The sequence below is a fragment of the Actomonas spartinae genome, assembly GCF_051209155.1.
Taxonomy (GTDB): Bacteria; Verrucomicrobiota; Verrucomicrobiia; order Opitutales; family Opitutaceae; genus Actomonas.
Window position 1 is genome coordinate 71,684 of record NZ_JBPJGB010000003.1, and the last position, 18,254, is coordinate 89,937.

The following is an 18,254-nucleotide window of genomic DNA, read 5'->3' on the forward strand; positions in this document are numbered from 1 at the left end:
GCCTGACCCATGGTCACGCCCGACACCGCCGCCGACTCCAGTCATTCGTCGTTTGAAGCCGCCTTCCAGCGCGCCAACAACCTGTTGTATCGCCACACCTCGCAGGCCGAGACGGCGCTCCGGAGACTGTTGACAGAGGTCGCTCCCAGCGACCGGGCGAGGCGGGCCCGTGTCCTCGAACGGCTCTGCATCGCTTCCCGCATCCTGGGCAACTATGAGGACGCCATCGCGATCGGCGAAGAAGCCCTTCGTCTTTGCGAGGTCCTCAACGACGACGCGGCGCTCGGTCGCATCCTCGTCGCCCTGGGCAATATCGCGTGGTGTCAGGGACTGCTGCTCGACGCGCTCGCCCACTACGAGAGCGCATTGGAAATCCGCCAAAAAATCAACGACCTGCCGGCCCTCGCGGGGGCGCTGGGCAGTGTCGCCAACATCCTCTCCGAACTTTCCCGGTTGCCGGAGGCACGTTCCCACTACGAATGCGCCCTGGCGATTTGCCAACGCACCGGCGACAAAAGATTCGCGGCGCGCACGCACAACAATCTGGGCGAATGCTTGCTGCAGATGGACGAGACCGAAGCCGCGCTCCACCACTGCGAAAACGCGCTCAAATTGTGCAAGGCCCTCGGCGACCGGTCCGACGAACCCAACGTGCTCATCAACCTTGGCCGGATTCGCGCGCGCCGCATGGAATGGCAGGCCGCGCTCGATCTGCTCGACGAAGCTGCCGCCGCCGCCGTCATCGGCGAAGATCGCCGCAGCGAGGCCGTCGCCATGATGCATCGCGCCCGACTTACGGAGGACCGTTCCCGCCGCGAACCACAATACGCCGCGCAGGCCGAGCTCTTCCGCCAAGAGGCACTCAAGCTGGCAGAAGCCGTGGGCGCCATCGCAGTGCGGCGCCAGTTGCACGAAGACTGTGCCGTCGCCGCCGACCGCGCGGGCCGCAAGACCGACGCCCAGCGGCATTGGTCACAGGTTAAGTTGCTGCGCGAAATCGAATCGTCTTCGCGGGCCTGACTCACGACGCTGACGGCATGTGCGCCGCCGATTCTTCGCCGTCCAACGAACCCTTCAAAAATTGGTTCAATGCCGATCGCTATCGCGCCATCGCCGATCGCCTCGCGAAGGCCTGTCGCAAATTTGATCGTGACCGCTTCCTGACGCTCACGCTCACCGACCTCGAGCAGCGCGCGCTCATGGATCGGCTGCGCCAAACCGCCATCGCGGCCGAGGCGACTCTTCCCGGATCCTACGCGGACAAACTCGACGTGTTGTATCAGGTGTCCGAGGGCGAGGAACAGGGATTCATCGGCATCTGGTTTTCGGAATTCGCCGGCCGTTTCGGGCTAAAAGAGCCGCAACGCGCGCTGGAGGCGATGCGCCACTTCACCCGCTACGGCTCAGCCGAGTTCGCGATCCGTCCATATCTGGTCAACGCCCCCGACGAAACGCTGGCCACCCTGCTGAGTTGGACCACCGACCCCAACGAGCACGTGCGTCGACTGGTAAGCGAAGGATCGCGACCGCGACTCCCGTGGGGACTCCGTCTGGATTTTCTGATCAAAGCGCCGCAGAAGACCCGCCCTATTCTGGAAGCACTGCGGGATGATCCTTCGCTCTACGTCCGCAAGTCGGTGGCCAACCACCTCAACGACATCGCGAAGGATCACGCGGACTATGTGGTTGCGCTGGTGTCGCCGTGGGACCGGAAAAATCCCCTCACCGCCACGTTGGTGAAACAAGGATTGCGCACGCTGGTTAAGCGCGGACATCCGGCAGCGTTGGCTCTCATGGGCGCCGGCGCCAAACCGCGAATCAAGGTGCTGCGCTTCACCGCGGATCCAACCTGCCTGCAACTGGGCGATCAGCTCGCGCTGCGGCTTGAGCTGGAAGCCACCGGCGCGACGTCGCAGACCCTGATCATCGACTACGTCGTTCACTACGTGAAGGCCAACGGCGCCACCTCCGCCAAAGTGTTCAAATGGCGGCAGCTCGAGCTGGACCCACGCGAATCGTTCACCGCAGTCAAACGCCAGCGCATTCAGGACTTCACTACCCGCAAGCACTACCCGGGCGAGCACCTGATCGAGCTACAGATCAATGGGCAGATCCTCGCCCAAACCGCCTTCACCCTGAGTCGCTAACGACCTTGTCCATTACAAAAATCGCGGCAGCCGGAGGCACTCGACCCATTGCCGATTGAGCGGCGGTTCGTATCGTGACCCTCACCATGAACTTGAACAGTTTGGTGGATGAAGTCGCGAACGAGGCCGATTCCTTTTTGGCCACGGTCGAAGGTCGTAAAGAGACTCGCGAGGCGATTGCCGACTACGTGAGTGACAACTACCCGGAGCTCTCCCGCAAAGAGCACAATGTCGTGGTGAACGGCGTGATCAACATCCTCGAAAGCGATGATTTTTTTGGCGTCGAGCACGAGGAAGCGCACCACCGCAGTCACGGCGACATTGACGATGACTGAGCGCGTGCGACGGTGGTTGTCGACATGATCGACTACCACGCGCCCGACCTCAACCAACACCCGCCCCGCAGCCCGCGCGTGCGGCTCGGCGGTTTTGTGCACCTTCCCCGTTTGCTCGACAAGGCTCGCTCCTTCGCCGCGGGTCGCAATGGTGACTACATCTATCCCTGCCCCATGGATGAGCGCCTCTTCGCCTTCACCGGCGTGACGGCTGAAGCCTTTCTGGCCGCAGTGCGCGAGGGCAAGTCCGACACCGAAATGTTGGCTTGGCTGGAGGAAAACATGTCGCCGCGGCGACAGCCGCACGAGATTCTCGCTTGGTCCGCGTGGCTGGAAAACTTGGCCCCCGGGGATGCGCGGCGTCATGGCCACTTTGCCGAAGAGATTGGGCGCATGGCTCCGGGGCGTCTCGACATCGTGACCACCTTTGATCGCCTCGAACTCGACGACTACACGTCCTTTGGCGGGCGCGGTTAAGCCGCCTCCGCATCCCTGATTTTCATTCTCGCCGCCTCATGTCCCCGGACCTGCCGCTCCTCACCGCCCTGCTTGCCTTCGACGGCAACAACCGTCTCGCCGTGCGCCAACTCGGGTCCAAAGCCGGACTCGCCTTTTCCGGCATGGATGACGCGATGGCGCTGCAGCGATTGGAGGCTGCCTACTCCGATCACAGCGCGCCCCGTGACCTCGGTGAACTCGAAGCCGGCGGCCGCCGCTATCGCATCCTCGCGACCCAAGTCCGCGGCACGTCCGCCGATGCCGAAGTTTCCTGCGTGGCATTGGACCGCTTGCAGCAGGACCAGTCGGCCTTGGCTCCGTCGCTCGCCGCCATGCTCGCAGCCCTCGAACCGCACCTGATCCAGTTGCCCTACCTGCACCTCAGCGAGAACGATTTCATCTACAAGTTCCGCCCCGAGAAGGAGCGCAACCCGGCGATCTACGCCAACGACGAGGTCTCCAGCGGGCTCTACCAATCGAAGCTCTGCGCCGCAATCAAAGCGCTGGCCCGCCAACATGAACGCAGCGCCACGGCGCCGGTGTCCCTCGATTTTGGTGCGATCGAATACATCATCCCGAGCCACTTCGGCTTCTGCCTCGGTGTAAAGAACGCCATTGAGCGTGCCTACGAAACATTGGCCGCCAATCCCCATCGGCGCGTCTTCATGTTGTCGGAGTTGATTCACAATCCCTTCGTCAACGCCGACCTCTATCGTCGCGGCCTGCGTTACCTGCAAACCGACAAAGGCGTGCCTTACACCACCGCCGGCAAACCCTCGACCGGCGCCGCCAATGAGACCCTCAAGTGGGATACCCTCACCCCCGACGATATCGTGATCATCCCTGCCTTCGGTGCGACCAACGAGGACAAGGCCCGGCTCGTCCGCAAAGGCATCGCCGTCTTCCCGCATGACGCCACCTGCATGCTGGTGGAAAAGGTCTGGAAGGCCGCGCGCAGCTATGGCCGCGAGGGTTACACCGTCGTGATTCACGGCAAGGCGGAGCACGAAGAAACCAAGGCAACCTTCTCCAATACCCGTCGCCATGCTCCCGCGGTGATCGTGCGCAATCTGGCAGAGGTGGAGCAACTCGCGGCGGTGGTCGAAAGCGACGACCCGACCGTGCGCCAATCCTTCTACGCCAAGTTTGCGGGCAAGTTCACCGAGGGCTTCGACGTCGATCGCGACCTCGAGCGGGTCGCGGTGGTCAATCAAACGACCCTGCTGATGAACGAGACGCTCGCGATCATCGAGCGCTTGCGCGAAGCCTTCGTCAGCCGCTTTGGTTCCGACGGGGCCAATCGCGTGGGCGGCGGCGGGCGGCGCGACACCTTGTGCTACGCCACGCAGGTGAATCAGGACGCCCTGGGCCGCGCGCTGGCGGAACCCTTGGACGCCGCCTTCGTGATCGGCGGCCAAAACTCCTCCAACACCTATCAGTTGTATCGGCTCTGTGCTGAACGCTTGGATACGAAGGCCTTCTTCATTCAAAGCGAACGCAACATTCTGTCCATGGACGCCTGCGAACACTACGTTTTCCCGGCCCACGGTCCGGCCAGCGGCGGCCACATCGAAACCCACCCCTTGTGGCCCGGCGACCAGAGCCGGCGGCGCGTCTTGATCACTGGCGGCGCGTCTTGTCCGGATGGTTTGATTCAGCAGGTCATCACCCGCCTGAACGCTCTGTTTCCCGCCGATCAGCTTCGCGCCATCGACGACGTGCTGAACGACCTGACGGCTGGGCCCGACACCAACTAAAACGCCGACGCAGGTTGCGTCGGCGTTGAGAAGGAAAACTGCGGTGAGCGGTTAGAAGCGGGTGATCACACCGATGCGCACGATCAGGTTGTTCCCCAGCGAAATCGTGGCGGTTTGACCGCCGACACTCTGGACGAACTCGTCGAGGGACTCGAAGGCGCCACCGAGGAAAAGCGCGGTGCGCGGCGTGAGCCAGAACTCCACCGCGATCTCGCCGTAGTAGCCGGCGATGAAATCCTTGTATTGTTTGGTGTCCGTGAAGCCCACGCCATTGAGCACGGTTAGGTTGGTCGTATCCAAAACCTCCGTGACGGTGAAGTCCGAGCCGACGTAGGCGCCGACAAAACCGAAACCGGCCGTGAGCGCCAGACGTTCGGTCAAGTGGCTGCGGATTTCCGGCCCCAGCCGAATCGAGTAGTAGGCGCCCTTGACCTTGTAGGTGCCATCCACGAACGCCCCATTAGGCGTGACGGAGATGGTGCGATCAGCCGTGACCTGCTGGAGCGGAACGGAGGTTTCCACGCCATCCTGCAGGATCAGATTGCCCAAATCATTAAAGAGGTCGGTGTAGGTCGGGGACTGATACGGGGTGCCCGGGAAATCGCCGTAGATTTGGTAGATGTCGGTGAGCGTCACCAAGTCCGCGACCACGCGCTCATTGCGTTCGGCCGTGATGTCGGTGAGGCCGATGGAGGCATTGAAGCCAACTTCCAACTTCGGGCCGAGGCTCAGAATGCGACGGCCGACCGCCATTTCAAAACCGATGGCGGAACCATCGTGCTCCATCTGGGCCGTCGCTCCGGTGGATTGCGCGGAGTAGGCGTGCATGGCGATGCCGTTGTCACCGACGCGCTGCGAATCATCCAGGTAACGCCAATAGCGGGTCTGGCCAGGCGTGTAGGAAAGCAGATCAAGGTAGACGTCGGAATCATCCGCGGCCCCGGGCGGTAGCGCCTGATAACGACCGCCGGGGGTGGAGGTTTGGTTGCCATCGGCGTCGACCTCATTGGTCCGGGGACCGTCCAACAGCACACCACCGTCGTCGTATTCGCGCGCCAGCACATCGGTTTGGTCCGCGCCCGGCAAATTGTGAATGCTGGGCATATTGCCGAGGCCGCCGAATTCGACCGAAGGTTTACCGGTGTTGTAACGCGCGTTGAAGTGGAAGGTCCAAGGATTCGCTTCCCGGTAGGCGATCTGGCGCAGGCGCGGCGGGAGCACGAACCCAGGCGGCGGCTTCACCGCCTCTTCAGTCTCCGCCTCGTCCGTAGCTTGGGCGAAGGAAGGAGTAATGAGAGACCCGGCGACAAAACCGAGCGCAAGAAGGCGAAGGAGTTTGGGATAAGGCATGGAGAGGGCGTATTGGACGCGAAATATCGGCTAAGGTTGCTTTGAAATCGCCCAAGGCCAGCCCTTTCTTGCGCGGGCCCGAGCTTTGCGCCCGATCGCACACGGGGACCGGTTTACTCAGTGAACTCGTTAAACTCCTGCTCTTTGGCCTTTTCCGCTGCCAAGGCTGCGGCCGCTGCCGGATCAACGGCGGCTTCCCGTTCCTTCAGGCGGCGCTCCCGCACCTTCAAATTTTCCTCCCGCTGTTCCAGCTCGGTCTCGGTGAGCTGCTGGTCCTGCACTTTTTCGAAGAGTTTCGTTTCACTCTCCTCAAGAAAGGCCTCGCGCTCCTTCAATTGCGAACGTTGTTCCTTGATGAACGCTTCCTGGCGCTCGAGCTCGGCCTTCAGCTTCTCCATTGCGGCCATTTCCTCGGCGGAAAGACTTTGTCGCGCCGGGGTGGCTTTGCGCGCGGCGGCGAGCACCTGCTCACGGGCGGCGAGGAGCGCTTCCATTTCCGCGAGTTCGCGCTGCTGTTCGACCAACTTGATCTCGAGGTCCTCACAGGCGCGCTCACGCTCCTCCAAGCGTGCTTCCAAATCGCGCAAGGACTTCTCCAGTTCCGCCGCCTTTTCGGCCGGCAAGCGTGCCTCACCTTCACCCCATGGAGCGCGGGTGGCGGCGACGATTTTCTGAATCTGCGCGCGCGCTTCAGCAGCCGTCTCAGATTGTTCCAGCGGTGAACGTGGGCGCCGGCGTAGGGAGAGTTGGGGACCGCCGACTCCGGGCGGTCGGCCCGGGATGCGTAATTGACCGGAGTTGGGCGGTGGTGGTGGCGGGGGTGGCAACGAGTCGCTCATGCCTCAATCAACGCCCAAACAGGCGGGAGAAAAAGCCGGACTTCTTCTTTTCCGGAACGGCACCGGCGATATGGGGCTCCAACAGCTTCGCTACGATCGGCTCAATCGCCGGCTCTTGCAGCACCATGACCGACCGGCTCAGCGGGGTGCCCTCCGCAATGGATTTTTCCAACGCCGCGACATCCGCCGCGAAATATTTAACGCGTTTGGCAACCTCACCTTCCAGCGTCGCACTGGGCGCCGCGCCCCGCTGGCTGATGTTGTCGCGCTCGATCGGCTTGAGGCCTCGCACCAAACCGCCGACCGCCTCAATCAGGTGAAGGCCCTTGCTGCCCGGACGGAACGGCAAAAACTTTGCCAGCGTCGCCTCGTCGATGTGCGAGAGCGCGTTGAGCATGCTGCGAAAATCACCGCCCACGATCACGTTCTGCGACATGCCCTGCGCAAAGACCGCAAAGGCCTCGAGGGTCTCGAGGTTTTCCAATTCGCAAAACTCCAGCGTGCCGCTCGAAAGGAACGAAAACCGGATCGGAAAATCGGCCGGAAACCCGAGCTTCTTCATGTTGTCCAGCAGCGGATTTTCCGCCGCGGCCGCCGCGTCGCTGTGCGACACCATGTCGCCAAACGGATCGTCAAAGGCGAGTGTCTCCTGCAGGATCGTGACGAGGGTCTCGATCGTGCCCGGCGGGTAACCACGCTCGTCCAACGCCGTCACCGCCTCGTCATAGTCAAAATCGATGTAGTCGGCCGGGCTGTCGACCTTGCCCTGCCCCGGCCACTCCGGGCCATCCAGGTTTTCGGCCAGACTGGAAAGAGCGGTGTCGACCATGATCGACGAAGCGAACGCGGTGCGAACTTCGTCCCATCGTTGAGCGGAAGCGGCTTGAGACATGAGTAGGGGGTAGGTGGATTCCGGTTGAAGAACGGGGAGTTTGCTCAGGTGCCGAAGTCGTCGCCGTGGCGAATGAGCTCGGTGGCGACGCCGTGGTAATCATCGACCACGGTCTTTTCCCCGCCGCCCTCGGCGGTGGCATTCACGAGATTGACGGGCAGCCCGAGCGTCACGGCACGGCGCACGACCATGGCGTCGCGCACTTGTTGATTGAAGAGCTTGGCGGTGGGCCCCACGCGCTTGGCGCTGCGATACTGGTTCAAACGCAACTGCATGCGCATGCGCGGCACATCGATGTCCACGCCGGTCTTGATCGAATTGAAGATGATGCCCTCGACCCGCGCCGGCACGCCCTGCTTGGCGTTGCGGAAGCTGGCGCTCAGTTGATGGAACTTGCCGAGCTTCTCGACCAGCAGGGTGAAGCCGATGAGGCTCAGCGCATCGGGGTTCGCCGGCACGTAAATTTCGTTGGCGCAGAAGATGCCGCATTGCGAAGCGCGCAGAATATTGGGCGGGCAATCGAAGAGGATGAAATCGTAGTTGTCCTCGATCTCCGCGAGCTGGTCGCGAAATACCACATAATGCGGCCGCGCGGGGTCGCCGCGGTATTCGTTTTCGAGGTCCACCAGGTTAAAGGTGGTCGGGACGATATCGAGCCCGGGCAGGACGGGCTGCCCCGCCTTGTCGAGCACGGCGTCCTTCACGACGATGTCCTTCACCGTCTGCACGCCCGGGTCGAAAATCGAAAACACCGCGCCCTCGCCGTTCGAGTTGATCTTGTTCCAACGATCCAAACGCAACAGCCAGATGGAGGCGTTCGATTGGGTGTCGAAATCACAGATCAGCACCCGCTTCCCCAGCTTGGCGAGGCACGCGGCGACGTTGACCAGCAGCGAGGTCTTACCGACACCGCCTTTGTAGTTAATGAAAGCAATTTTTCGGGCCATGCGATGAATACACCAACGGGAGTCCAAAAGCGCGTATGCGCAAGGACTTGAAGATGTGTCGTCCCTTTCGGCATGCCGAGTTAAAAAAAGACAGGTCCCGATTTCACCAAATATTCGCAAACGACCAAGGCGGAGGGACTTGTTACCCAAAGGTCGCACGAACGCCACCCGGACGCCACCGCCGGGCCGCACATTTCGCCCAATCGCATGCCCACTCCCTACATCCTGAGCGTCGACGACGAGACCGATGTGACCGAACTCATCGCCTTCAATCTGAGGCAACATGGTTATGAAGTCGGCACCGCCGACTGCGGTCGCGCGGCCCTCGAAGCGATCGAAGCGCGCAAGCCCGATCTTCTGTTGCTCGACCTGATGCTGCCCGACATCGATGGCTTCGCGGTGTGCGAGATTCTGCGCCGCAGCATCGAAACGGCCGCCCTCCCCGTCATCATCATCTCCGCCTGGGGCGAGCGCGACTCTCGCCACCTCGGCCTCGAATTGGGCGCAATCGATTTCCTGAACAAGCCCTTCAGTCCGCGCGCCTTGGTCGACCGCGTGAACCACCTGTTGGCCAATCGACACCACGGCACCTCGCCGTGCATCAGCGCTTGATTCCAGCCCCGCAGCTTGGGCAAATGAGCGGATGCCCATTGATAAGTCCCGTCTCATCAGCGCACTGCTAGCGGTGTTGTCCGAAGACTTGGATCTGCAAACGCGCGCCGCGCACCTCGCCCGCGACGAGGCCACCAACGAGGAAAGTCGCGCCGAGAACAAATACGACACCCGCGGACAAGAAGCTGCCTACCTCGCCGAAGGGCAGGCCAAGATCGCCACCGAGCTGGCCACCGCCATTACGCTCTTCCGGTCTCTCCCGTTGCCGGATTCACGGCCACCGGCGAAGATCGAGCTGGGCACGGTCGTCACCGTCGAACGCAACGGCAGCGTCATTCGTGGCATCATTGGCCCGCGCGCAGGGGGCACCGATTTTACGTGCGACGGCGAGACCTTTACCGTGATCACCCCGGTTTCACCGCTGGGACGCCTGCTCATCGGACAAAAGCAGGGCGACACGGTTTACCTGGTCGCGCGCGGCAAACCGCAGCCCCACCGCATTGCCGAAACCTTCTAGGAGCGGAATCGACGCACGCTAGCGCGGCACCGGCACGGGCGCCGACATCCGGAACACCACGGGTTTCCCATTCTTGGTCGCAGGCGTGAAGGTCCACGTCCTGACGAGCGCCTCCGCGGCCTGGGCATAAGCGGCCGGTTCGCCTTCGTCGGCCAAGGCGTTTTCAACCTGACCGCGCGTGTTGACGATGAAGGTCACCCAGACGATCACCGTATCGGCCGTTCGATCGCCGGACATCTGGGGCGGTTCGTTTGGCGGCATGCGCATGCTCGGCGAGGTGTCGAGTTGGTTCAGAGTCTGGATCGGCCCAACATTGCCCGCCATCTTTTCCAACCATTCAAAAGTCTCCGGAAGATGCGATTCGTCGATCTGGCGCATGGTCCAAGGTGTTGGCGCAGCCGTTTCGTCCGTCATGGTGATCGCGGCGACCGGCGCCTGCTCCCGCCTCGAGTCGGAAGTCGGCACATAGTCGTCCCGGTTGAGTTCGGCGCGTGGTCGACTTGCCGCATCACTCTCAGTCCCGGCTCGCGTTGGCGGTGACTCTGCGACGCTCAGCGTAAGCCGATTGCTGACCGGCGCTTCCCGGGCGGGCTTGGCGGAGGCTGGCGTGGCGGCAGGTCTCACGCGTTGCGGTCGTTCTGGCTTCAGGCCGAAGAGAAAAACGCCATGGGCGACAAGAGCTACAACGACCGGCAGGATGAAGCGCGTCTTCAAGATGGCAGGAGCGCTAGCAGGTGGCCGCCAAAAAGCAAAACAAGTCGCTGCCCCGCCCCCCCATCACTGGCCGCTCATCGAAAACACCAACGGAACCGACATGCGAAAGCTCACCGGGCGCCCTTGCCTTGTGCCCGGCTCAAATCGCCAGCGGCGCAGTGCTCGCTCCGCCGCAGCGGCAAATTCGCTCGGCGCTCCGCGCGCGGCCACCGCCTCGATCACCCGCCCCTGGCGATCGACCACAAAGGTCACCTCCACGACTGCCTCGGCTCCGATGCGGCGCATCGTGTCCGGGGTATTGCGGAGGCACCCGCAAACGCGCCGCGGGAATCCGATCCAATGAACGGGGCGAAAAGACGGTGCTGCCCGGCCCACCCGGGCGATGGCCGGGGCCCGCTTGAGAAGGCAATATCGTCTGCGCCACCTGATCAAAAACACCATCGGGCAAGGTAATGAGCTCAGGGCCGGACGGCAGCTTCCCCAACTGGCACTGCACCGGATCCAAAGATCGGGTCGATGGGTCCGGCGCGTAGTCATTCGGCTCCAGTGCTTCGCCCACCTCATTTGAGGCGACCGGCTCCACGTCGACCACCGGCTCCCATTCAGGAAGCACGATGGCGATGTGCGGCGGGAGCTCCGGCTCACCGGTCACTGCCGGAGGCTTTTCGACCGGTTCGCAATTGCGGGAGGGATGAAGGAAAAACGCCGCGTGCAGTGCGACGGCCAGCAGAGCAGGAATCATGAAGGGGGAATTCATAGGCGAACGGGGTTGTTTTTCACACGGGCCAACCCGCATTTTCTTAGGCTTTCACCGAACACCGCCCGCGTTCACCTGTCGGTTGCCGTTCCTCCTCTTTTGGTCCATCCGTCTGACACCCCATGATTTTTCGCGCCCTTGGTCACACCGCCCTGTCCTTCGCTTGCGCTGCGTTGGTTTCACCCCTCGTCAATGCAGCCGAACGCTCCCTGCACCCGCTCGAAGGCGTGGATCCGAACATGCTTTCCGGAGGACTCTATGGTGCCTTGGCGGCGCAGGGGTTGTGGGACGAAGCGCCCCAACGGGAAAGCGCCCGCGAGGGACTGCCGGCCAGCGCACCCGGCAAGGGCAGTTCGCCAGCCATCCTTTCACCGTGGGTCGCCGCCAACACCCGCCTCGGTGATGATCCAGCGGCCTTGCCCGAGGAAAGCCGGCAACAGGCCGAGCCCCACGTTTTCCGCAGTCGGACGTTCCCGCTGCGACTGCTCGCCACTTTCCAGGAGGGACGCCGCTCCGACGGTGGTGCCGCCGCCTGTGGTTACGCCTACAGCATCGATGGCGGCCGCACCTGGACCCGCTCCCTCATCCCCAACCTCACTCAAGTGAGCGGCGGCACCTACTTTCGCGCCACCGACCCGGTGGCCGCGATCGACCTGCAGGGTAACCTCTTTCTGAATACACTCAACGCGCGCAGCGACGACTTCTCGCTCGCCGACCTCACCGTCGTGCGCTCGAGCGATGGCGGCGCCACCTGGTCGGCTCCGCTGGTCGTGTTTGCCGCGCCGAACGCCCAGATCTTTCCGGACAAAAATTGGATGGCCGTGAATGACCACGCGGGCAGCGCGACGGCCAACCGCTTGGCCGTCACCTTCACCACGTTTACGAGCACGCCCACGGGCGCGGCCACCGGCAACAACCTGCGCTGTGCGACCAGCGACGACGGCGGTCAGACCTGGACCACACCGAGTTTCATCACTCCCGAGGGCTCTTCCAACCAAGCCACCCAGCCGCTCTTCCTACCCGATGGCAGCCTGCTCGTGCCCTACATCACCTTCACGAGCTCGGCCCTGACGTTCCGCGTCGAATGCAAACGTTCGGACGACGGTGGCGCGACTTGGCCCGACTCGGCCCGACTCATCGCGGATGTGCCCTCCCCCTGGGATGATCCCGTTGCGCGCGATGGGGTCTATTTGGTCTCGGCCACGATTGCGCACAACGACGGCTCGATTTGGGTCACGTGGAGCCGCGCTGTTGCAGGTGCGGCGCAGGTGATGGTTTCGCGGTCCACCGACCGCGGCGACACCTGGTCCACGCCGGTCGTGGTGAACGAATTCGCCACCCAGCGCTCCGCCTTCAATCCGACGGTCGGTGCTTCCGACGACGGTCAGACCGTAACCATCACTTGGATGGACAAACGCAACGCGCCGGATGGCCGCAACTGGTCGGACATGTATGCCTCGACCAGCACCGACGGTGGCGCCACGTGGTCGGCCGACTTTCGCATCTCCGACCGCACCGCCAACATCCTGCTGGCGCAGGACACCTCACGCGGCCACATGCTCGGTGACTATTTTGGCCTCGCCGCCGGTCCGACCACCGATGTGCCCAGCGTGGCCGTTTGGGTGGACACGCGCGCCGGGGCCGCCGATCCCATCGCGACCCGATTCCACCCCGTGCCGGACAACAGTTACGAAGGTTGGCGGAGGGCGCACTTTGCGGTCGATCCCGACGTCGATTTCAATCCCGACGGTCCGGCGGAGGATCCAGACGCGGACGGTTACCCGAATGTTTTCGAATACCTATACGCCCTCGACCCTTTGACGCCGGATTCCAGCGACGTGTTGCGTCGTGACGGATTCGCCATCCAGGCACCGTATTTCTCCGATCGATACGGAATCAGTGTCGACCAATGGGAGTATTCGCTCGATGGGGCAACGTGGCTACCGCATACGCCGCCTCCCACGTTCACGGCCTTGGAACCGGGGCAGACCATCTTCCCGCATCCCACCGCGGCCGACGCCCCGGCGTGGCTGCGGCGGCAGGTGAGCCTGCCGGGCGGCCCGCTCCTTTCCGACTCGCACCTATGGGTGCAGGGGGGCGACACTGAGCTGATCAACCTGTCTTCGCGCGGCGTGGTTCGCACCGGAGGCGAATCCCAATTGATCCCCGGTTTCGTTTCCAGTGGCGGCAACCTCAGCGTCTTGCTCCGCGGCGTCGGGCCAGGCATCAGCGAATTTGTCAGCGGCGCACTGGGGGATCCCGTGCTTCGAGTCTCACCGGCCCCGGTCAGCACGCCCGCCGAAAACGACAATTGGGCCACCGCGGGTGGCGCGACGGCGGCTGACTTCGCGGCCGTGGGTGCGTTTGCCTTGGCCGACGGCAGTGCCGATGCGGCGCTGCGTGCGACTCTGGCGCCGGGCCCCACCTCGGCCTTGATCACCGGCAACCCGGTGAACGGCAACGCCACCGGCGTCGCCCTGGCGGAAGTTTATGTGATGCCCACTGGCAGCGATGCCGGCGCTCACCTCGTCAACCTGTCTACGCGCGCCGCCGTGGGCGACGGCGACGAAGTGTTGGTGGGGGGCTTTGTGTTGGAGGGCAACGCCCCCCGTCGCTGCCTGATTCGCGCGATCGGGCCGACGCTCGATGATTACGACATCACGGCGCCTCTCGCCGACCCCAGGATTCAACTCTTTCGCGGCGGATCCAGTGTGGTTCTGGCCCAAAATGACGACTGGCAGCTCGCGAGTTCGACTGCCGCGCTGAAGGCTGAGTTTGCCAACGCCGGCGCCTTCGCCCTGCGCGAGGCCTCCACCGACTCCGCCCTGCTGGTGACGCTTGAGCCTGGCCTCTACAGTGCGGTGGTTTCCAGCGTCGACACCACCGAGGGAATCGCAGTGCTCGAAATCTATACCCTGGATTGAGGTAATCACCGGCGAAATGGTGGATTGAAACACCCCCTTCGGCGCGGTTCGCTTGCAAGCTATGCCGCACCGTTTGCCGCAGTTCATCGCCCTTCTATCACTCCTGGCCGTCGGCCTGAGCGCCGCCCCTTCGCCGGAGTTGCAGGCGGCACTGGACGCGTTTCGCACCGAAGGTCCGAAAGGTTGGGCCTTCACTCAAACCGTCACTTCGCCGGACCGCAGTCGCGTGGAGTCCTTCGACCCCCTGCAACCGGATCATTTGAAGATGACCCTGGTCAGCGAAAACGGTCGGGCTCCCACCGCGGAGGAACGCCGCATCTACCGCGAGCAACAAACCCGCCGCTCCGGCGGCTACACCGCGCCGAACATCAAGGAACAGCTCGACCTGGAGAGCGGCGAAAAGATCGCTGACGACGGCACCGTGCAAACCTGGCGATTCGACCTCGTGCCGGGCGGCGCCGACGACAGCTCCGCCGCCCACATGCGCATCACCCTACGGTTCCACCCCGCGACCCAAACCATCGAACAGGTTGAACTCGCGAGTTTTGAACCATTCTCCCCGGTCTTCGGCGTGAAGGTCGACCTAGCCCGCACCGTCATCGACTACTCGCTGCCCACCGCCGACACGCCGTCGTTGCTGCAACGGATTACAGTCAGTGTTCGTGGTCGCGCGTTCTTCTTCAAATCACTCGATTCGGATATGAGCGTCGTGTATTCAGATCATCGTTACGCCGGCAAGACCCCGCAATCGTGAACATCCCGCCGACCACCGTCCCTAGCCTTTCCGCCCTCCCGACCACCGCGGCCTGGTCGGCCTATCCAACCACCGAGTTCGGGCACGACGCTCTCGCGCAGGCCGAGAGCCGTTTGGCGATTCTACCCGTGCACGGATGGAGTGACCATGGCCTCGGTCTGAGCATGGATGTAGAGGAGGTCATCGGCGGCGCGGTGTTGTCCGCCGCACTGGCGTGGTTTCCGGCGGCTGCCGCCGTGCGGGTGCTGCCACCGCTTCGGCACGTGCTGTCGCCCGACCCGGCAGGTCTCGGCGGGATTGATCCGGAAACCCTGCATGAAGTGATCCAAGAAATCGCGGCCGGGGTGAAATCTGCCGGTTACGATCGCCTGCTCTTTCTTTGCACGAGCCCTTGGAACGGGGAAATCGTGGATGCCGCCTCCCGCGACGTGCGCGTGCAACAGTCGCTGCAAACCTTTGTGATCGAACTCGCCGGCATCGGGTTGCACCTCCACCCGAAGTCCGACGACCGATCGCGAGCCCAAGCTGTGGCCGCTGCCGCCGCGAATCAAACGCCCGCCCCTTTCGCATCACCCGACGCGTTGCCCCCCACCGATCTCGACTTCCGACCGGGCAACTGGCGCGGCCCGGCGTTGGTATCCCCCGACCCAAGTCTCGACGGCACCGCGATCCTCGCTGCGGCCGGGAAGAAACTCGCCAGTCTCCTCCAGGAAGTCATGGCACGGCCCGGACTCTCATCCCATCGGGATGATCGAGGGGAGCCCGCGCCGATGCTCGAGGCGCCGGGTTCGACCCCGCCCGCGGTGTTTCCGGCCGGCCGCCGGTCGCGCTACCTGCCGGCCCTCACGGCGCGCGAGCTCAGCGAAATGTCTGATCGCGATCGCGCTTTGGTGATCCTCCCCATCGGCGCGATCGAACAGCACGGACCACATCTGCCAGTCGGCGTCGACGCCTACCTCGCCGAGGCCGCCTGCGCCGGCCTCACCGCCAAACTTCCGACGGAGACGCCCGTGTGGTTCGGCCCGAGTTTCTGCTTGGGGAAAAGCAACGAACACTTGGATTACCCGGGCACGCTTTCCTTGAGCGCACGCACCCTGCGGCGGCTGCTGCTCGCGCAAATCGAGGCATTGTATGCGCTCGGGTTTCGGCAATTCGCGTTGCTGAACACCCACGGTGGAAACAGCTCCGTGCTGGTCTACACCCTGCGTGAAATCCAACAGCGCTGGGGTGTCCGGGCCGGCATGCTCAAAATCCCGTCCACCCCGGAGCTTTCTCCACAGGAAGCCACGTGGGGGTTCCACGCCGGCGAGTGGGAAACCTCGGTCATGCTGGCGCTGGCGCCCGGACTGGTGCGGATGGAACGCGCGATTTCACACTACCCCGCGTCGCTGGATGATCCGGGCGAACTCCGACCGGAAAACGCCCCCGCGATCTATTCGTGGATGACCCGCGACATCGCCCCGGACGGCGTCATGGGCGACGCGACTGTTGCCACCGCCGAAAAGGGGCGTCGCTGGTTTGCCGCCGCCCTGGATGAACTCGCCGCGCAAGTCGTCGCCTTGGTCGGCAACGCGCCCTAAGGCTCGCCCCGGGCGATGGCAGCCGCCCGCGCATATTGCTCGCGGAAGTGCTGCCCCAGCTCCTTGGCCAGCTCCAACTCCTCGACTTTGTCACGAGCGCCGAGCGTGGCTTTGATGCGTCCCATCGCGACGTCGTAGTCGACCGCGGAAAGATCGAGAAACGCCGCCATGGCCTCCGGGGGCTGCCCCGCCGCCACAATATCGCGCCAGGCAGCGACCAATTCAGGATGCGTATCAAATCCCATGATACGCACGATCAACGACATTTCGCGAAACAGCCCGCCGGTCCAACTCGAACGATAGATGAGTTGATCCTCGGTTTCGTAGGGAGCGTCCTCGGGGTCGGACCGAAACGGCTTGAAGGAATCGACGTAAAAGTCGCGTCGCACGGGCAGGCGGCGAAGTGCGAAGAGACGGGGGCCGCCAGGCGCGCCCGCCTCAAAGTTCCACAGTTTTTGCCCCTCCATCGACATCACAAACTCAATGAAGAGCTCGGCCGCCTCATGATTGCGGGCGCCGCGCAGCACGCCCACCGGGTCGACCGAGCTCACGCTGCCCCCCACCGGGGAAATGTAATCAACGCGTTCGCTGTCACCCCGACGGCGCACGGCCTCGGCCTGCTGGCGGCCGTAAAAATCGATGCACATGCCGACCGCACAATTGCCCGTCGCCACATCGATCGGCGGCTTCTGCGAAGTGTCGGTGAAATAGCGCGCGTTCGCCGCCGCCAACTGCAGCAATTGCAGGCCTTCAATCCAGCCCTGGCGAATCGCCTGCTGCTCAATCGCCGCGGCATCGGCATCGGGTCCGGCCTCCGCTTCCAACGCATAAAGCCGGCGCTGCATCTGCTGCTGGATGACGTTTTCAAACGCCTTGGCGATCGAGCCGCTCTTGGTGGGATCCGTCAGCGCGACACTCCCCAACAACCGCGCATCACGCAGGTCACTCCACTGCGCGGGCGCGGCTTCGATGCCCCGGTTGCGCAGCACGTCACGATTGAAAACCAGGCCGTAGCTGCTGAGCACGGTGCCCAGCCAACGGTGGCCCGTATCCCAATACTCCTCGCCGGCAAATTCCTGCGGGATGATTTCCGGGGCGAACCACTCCGAGTGCGTTTCGAATATCCGACTCGGCACCAAGCGCCCCGCCCGCGCTTGGCGGATGAAGTCGTAAGTGCCACCGCCAAAGAACAGGTCGATGCCGCAGCCGACATTCGAAGCCAGGAACGCCTCCCGGGCCTCGCGCTCCTCCGCCGTCGCGTCGGCGCCCAGGCGGCCGTCATGAAAGGCGCTCTGAACCGCGTTGCTCCAAGCCTTGCCCAATTGGTTCTCCCAATGATTGCGAAACGAGGCGACGTATTCGCCCTCGAGAAAGCGCGCGATCTCGCTGGTGCCACCGATCACGCGCCAATCGACGCTAATCGTCTTGCCGGTGCGGTCCTCATACCAGTCGGCAAAGGCGAGGCCGAACTCGTGCCGGATCGCCTCATTGTGCGGCGTGATGATGACCAGAGTCTCGTCGGCCACGGCGCCGGCATCCTGTTCCGGCCGCAATAAAAACGGCACGGCGATGACCAGGGCGAGGGCCAGAATGATGACGATGCGCTTCATGAGCCGGACTGCGTCTCGACG

General features: G+C 63.4%; 17 protein-coding genes. 10 read left to right on the forward strand and 7 right to left on the reverse strand.

Annotated features, from left to right (window positions below; translation table 11 throughout):
• The first annotated feature begins 9 nt into the window (after positions 1–9).
• From AC0MRV_RS15310 to ispH, 5 genes are all read left to right on the forward strand, one after another.
• The gene (locus AC0MRV_RS15310; protein ID WP_472765367.1) at positions 10–1,020 is read left to right on the forward strand and encodes a tetratricopeptide repeat protein; all 1,011 of its coding nucleotides are present in this window, start codon (positions 10–12) and stop codon (positions 1,018–1,020) included.
• Between the two features lie 17 nt (positions 1,021–1,037).
• A complete protein-coding gene (locus AC0MRV_RS15315; RefSeq protein ID WP_472765368.1) occupies positions 1,038–2,147 on the forward strand; it encodes a DNA alkylation repair protein in 1,110 nt (369 codons plus the stop codon).
• An 86-nt stretch (positions 2,148–2,233) separates the two neighbouring features.
• Positions 2,234–2,482 carry a hypothetical protein gene (locus AC0MRV_RS15320; protein WP_472765369.1) on the forward strand — a complete coding sequence of 83 codons (249 nt, stop codon included), beginning with the start codon at positions 2,234–2,236 and terminating at the stop codon, positions 2,480–2,482.
• Between the two features lie 24 nt (positions 2,483–2,506).
• Entirely contained in the window at positions 2,507–2,959 is a 453-nt protein-coding gene (locus AC0MRV_RS15325) for a DUF5069 domain-containing protein (protein ID WP_472765370.1), read from the forward strand.
• Between the two features lie 38 nt (positions 2,960–2,997).
• Complete coding sequence (gene ispH, locus AC0MRV_RS15330) at positions 2,998–4,737, forward strand: 4-hydroxy-3-methylbut-2-enyl diphosphate reductase (protein ID WP_472765371.1); 1,740 nt, start codon at positions 2,998–3,000, stop codon at positions 4,735–4,737.
• Between the two features lie 51 nt (positions 4,738–4,788).
• Here the strand turns inward: ispH and AC0MRV_RS15335 are convergent, their stop codons facing one another.
• From AC0MRV_RS15335 to AC0MRV_RS15350, 4 genes are all read right to left on the reverse strand, one after another.
• Entirely contained in the window at positions 4,789–6,087 is a 1,299-nt protein-coding gene (locus AC0MRV_RS15335) for a hypothetical protein (RefSeq protein WP_472765372.1), read from the reverse strand.
• 113 nt (positions 6,088–6,200) lie between these two features.
• Positions 6,201–6,926, reverse strand: a complete 726-nt coding sequence (locus AC0MRV_RS15340; RefSeq protein WP_472765373.1) for a hypothetical protein — start codon at positions 6,924–6,926, stop codon at positions 6,201–6,203.
• A 7-nt stretch (positions 6,927–6,933) separates the two neighbouring features.
• Positions 6,934–7,818, reverse strand: coding sequence for a hypothetical protein (locus AC0MRV_RS15345; protein ID WP_472765374.1), 885 nt, complete (start codon positions 7,816–7,818; stop codon positions 6,934–6,936).
• Positions 7,819–7,862: 44 nt separating this feature from the next.
• Positions 7,863–8,765, reverse strand: coding sequence for a ParA family protein (locus tag AC0MRV_RS15350; protein ID WP_472765375.1), 903 nt, complete (start codon positions 8,763–8,765; stop codon positions 7,863–7,865).
• Between the two features lie 207 nt (positions 8,766–8,972).
• Between AC0MRV_RS15350 and AC0MRV_RS15355 the strand changes: the two genes are divergently transcribed.
• Both AC0MRV_RS15355 and AC0MRV_RS15360 read left to right on the forward strand, forming a co-directional pair.
• Positions 8,973–9,377: a response regulator gene (locus AC0MRV_RS15355; RefSeq protein WP_472765376.1), complete on the forward strand. Its 405-nt coding sequence runs from the start codon at positions 8,973–8,975 to the stop codon at positions 9,375–9,377.
• A gap of 31 nt (positions 9,378–9,408) precedes the next feature.
• Positions 9,409–9,894: a hypothetical protein gene (locus tag AC0MRV_RS15360; RefSeq protein ID WP_472765377.1), complete on the forward strand. Its 486-nt coding sequence runs from the start codon at positions 9,409–9,411 to the stop codon at positions 9,892–9,894.
• An 18-nt stretch (positions 9,895–9,912) separates the two neighbouring features.
• Here AC0MRV_RS15360 and AC0MRV_RS15365 read toward each other — a convergent pair whose 3' ends face one another.
• On the reverse strand, positions 9,913–10,608 hold the full coding sequence (locus AC0MRV_RS15365) for an energy transducer TonB (RefSeq protein ID WP_472765378.1): 696 nt from the start codon (positions 10,606–10,608) through the stop codon (positions 9,913–9,915).
• Positions 10,609–10,671: 63 nt separating this feature from the next.
• Entirely contained in the window at positions 10,672–10,893 is a 222-nt protein-coding gene (locus AC0MRV_RS15370; protein ID WP_472765379.1) for a TonB family protein, read from the reverse strand.
• Between the two features lie 594 nt (positions 10,894–11,487).
• Here AC0MRV_RS15370 and AC0MRV_RS15375 point away from each other — a divergent pair.
• The 3 genes from AC0MRV_RS15375 to AC0MRV_RS15385 all read left to right on the forward strand — a co-directional run bounded on the left by AC0MRV_RS15375 (position 11,488) and on the right by AC0MRV_RS15385 (position 16,623).
• Entirely contained in the window at positions 11,488–14,289 is a 2,802-nt protein-coding gene (locus tag AC0MRV_RS15375; protein WP_472765380.1) for a sialidase family protein, read from the forward strand.
• 61 nt (positions 14,290–14,350) lie between these two features.
• Positions 14,351–15,043 carry a hypothetical protein gene (locus AC0MRV_RS15380; protein ID WP_472765381.1) on the forward strand — a complete coding sequence of 231 codons (693 nt, stop codon included), beginning with the start codon at positions 14,351–14,353 and terminating at the stop codon, positions 15,041–15,043.
• Positions 15,040–16,623: a creatininase family protein gene (locus tag AC0MRV_RS15385; protein ID WP_472765382.1), complete on the forward strand. Its 1,584-nt coding sequence runs from the start codon at positions 15,040–15,042 to the stop codon at positions 16,621–16,623. The genes AC0MRV_RS15380 and AC0MRV_RS15385 overlap by 4 nt, the downstream gene beginning before the upstream one ends.
• Here the strand turns inward: AC0MRV_RS15385 and AC0MRV_RS15390 are convergent.
• Positions 16,620–18,233, reverse strand: coding sequence for an ABC transporter substrate-binding protein (locus tag AC0MRV_RS15390; RefSeq protein ID WP_472765383.1), 1,614 nt, complete (start codon positions 18,231–18,233; stop codon positions 16,620–16,622). The two genes, AC0MRV_RS15385 and AC0MRV_RS15390, sit on opposite strands and share 4 nt — an antisense overlap.
• Between the last annotated feature and the right edge of the window lie 21 nt (positions 18,234–18,254).

What these genes read in the sequence shown, in the direction of transcription:
- AC0MRV_RS15310 (WP_472765367.1), top strand. Translation starts at nt 10, where the DNA reads ATGGTCACGCCCGACACCGCCGCCGACTCCAGTCATTCGTCGTTTGAA.
- AC0MRV_RS15315 (WP_472765368.1), top strand. Translation starts at nt 1,038, where the DNA reads ATGTGCGCCGCCGATTCTTCGCCGTCCAACGAACCCTTCAAAAATTGG.
- AC0MRV_RS15320 (WP_472765369.1), top strand. Translation starts at nt 2,234, where the DNA reads ATGAACTTGAACAGTTTGGTGGATGAAGTCGCGAACGAGGCCGATTCC.
- AC0MRV_RS15325 (WP_472765370.1), top strand. Translation starts at nt 2,507, where the DNA reads ATGATCGACTACCACGCGCCCGACCTCAACCAACACCCGCCCCGCAGC.
- ispH (WP_472765371.1), top strand. Translation starts at nt 2,998, where the DNA reads ATGTCCCCGGACCTGCCGCTCCTCACCGCCCTGCTTGCCTTCGACGGC.
- AC0MRV_RS15335 (WP_472765372.1), bottom strand. Translation starts at nt 6,087, where the DNA reads ATGCCTTATCCCAAACTCCTTCGCCTTCTTGCGCTCGGTTTTGTCGCC.
- AC0MRV_RS15340 (WP_472765373.1), bottom strand. Translation starts at nt 6,926, where the DNA reads ATGAGCGACTCGTTGCCACCCCCGCCACCACCACCGCCCAACTCCGGT.
- AC0MRV_RS15345 (WP_472765374.1), bottom strand. Translation starts at nt 7,818, where the DNA reads ATGTCTCAAGCCGCTTCCGCTCAACGATGGGACGAAGTTCGCACCGCG.
- AC0MRV_RS15350 (WP_472765375.1), bottom strand. Translation starts at nt 8,765, where the DNA reads ATGGCCCGAAAAATTGCTTTCATTAACTACAAAGGCGGTGTCGGTAAG.
- AC0MRV_RS15355 (WP_472765376.1), top strand. Translation starts at nt 8,973, where the DNA reads ATGCCCACTCCCTACATCCTGAGCGTCGACGACGAGACCGATGTGACC.
- AC0MRV_RS15360 (WP_472765377.1), top strand. Translation starts at nt 9,409, where the DNA reads ATGCCCATTGATAAGTCCCGTCTCATCAGCGCACTGCTAGCGGTGTTG.
- AC0MRV_RS15370 (WP_472765379.1), bottom strand. Translation starts at nt 10,893, where the DNA reads ATGCGCCGCATCGGAGCCGAGGCAGTCGTGGAGGTGACCTTTGTGGTC.
- AC0MRV_RS15375 (WP_472765380.1), top strand. Translation starts at nt 11,488, where the DNA reads ATGATTTTTCGCGCCCTTGGTCACACCGCCCTGTCCTTCGCTTGCGCT.
- AC0MRV_RS15380 (WP_472765381.1), top strand. Translation starts at nt 14,351, where the DNA reads ATGCCGCACCGTTTGCCGCAGTTCATCGCCCTTCTATCACTCCTGGCC.
- AC0MRV_RS15390 (WP_472765383.1), bottom strand. Translation starts at nt 18,233, where the DNA reads ATGAAGCGCATCGTCATCATTCTGGCCCTCGCCCTGGTCATCGCCGTG.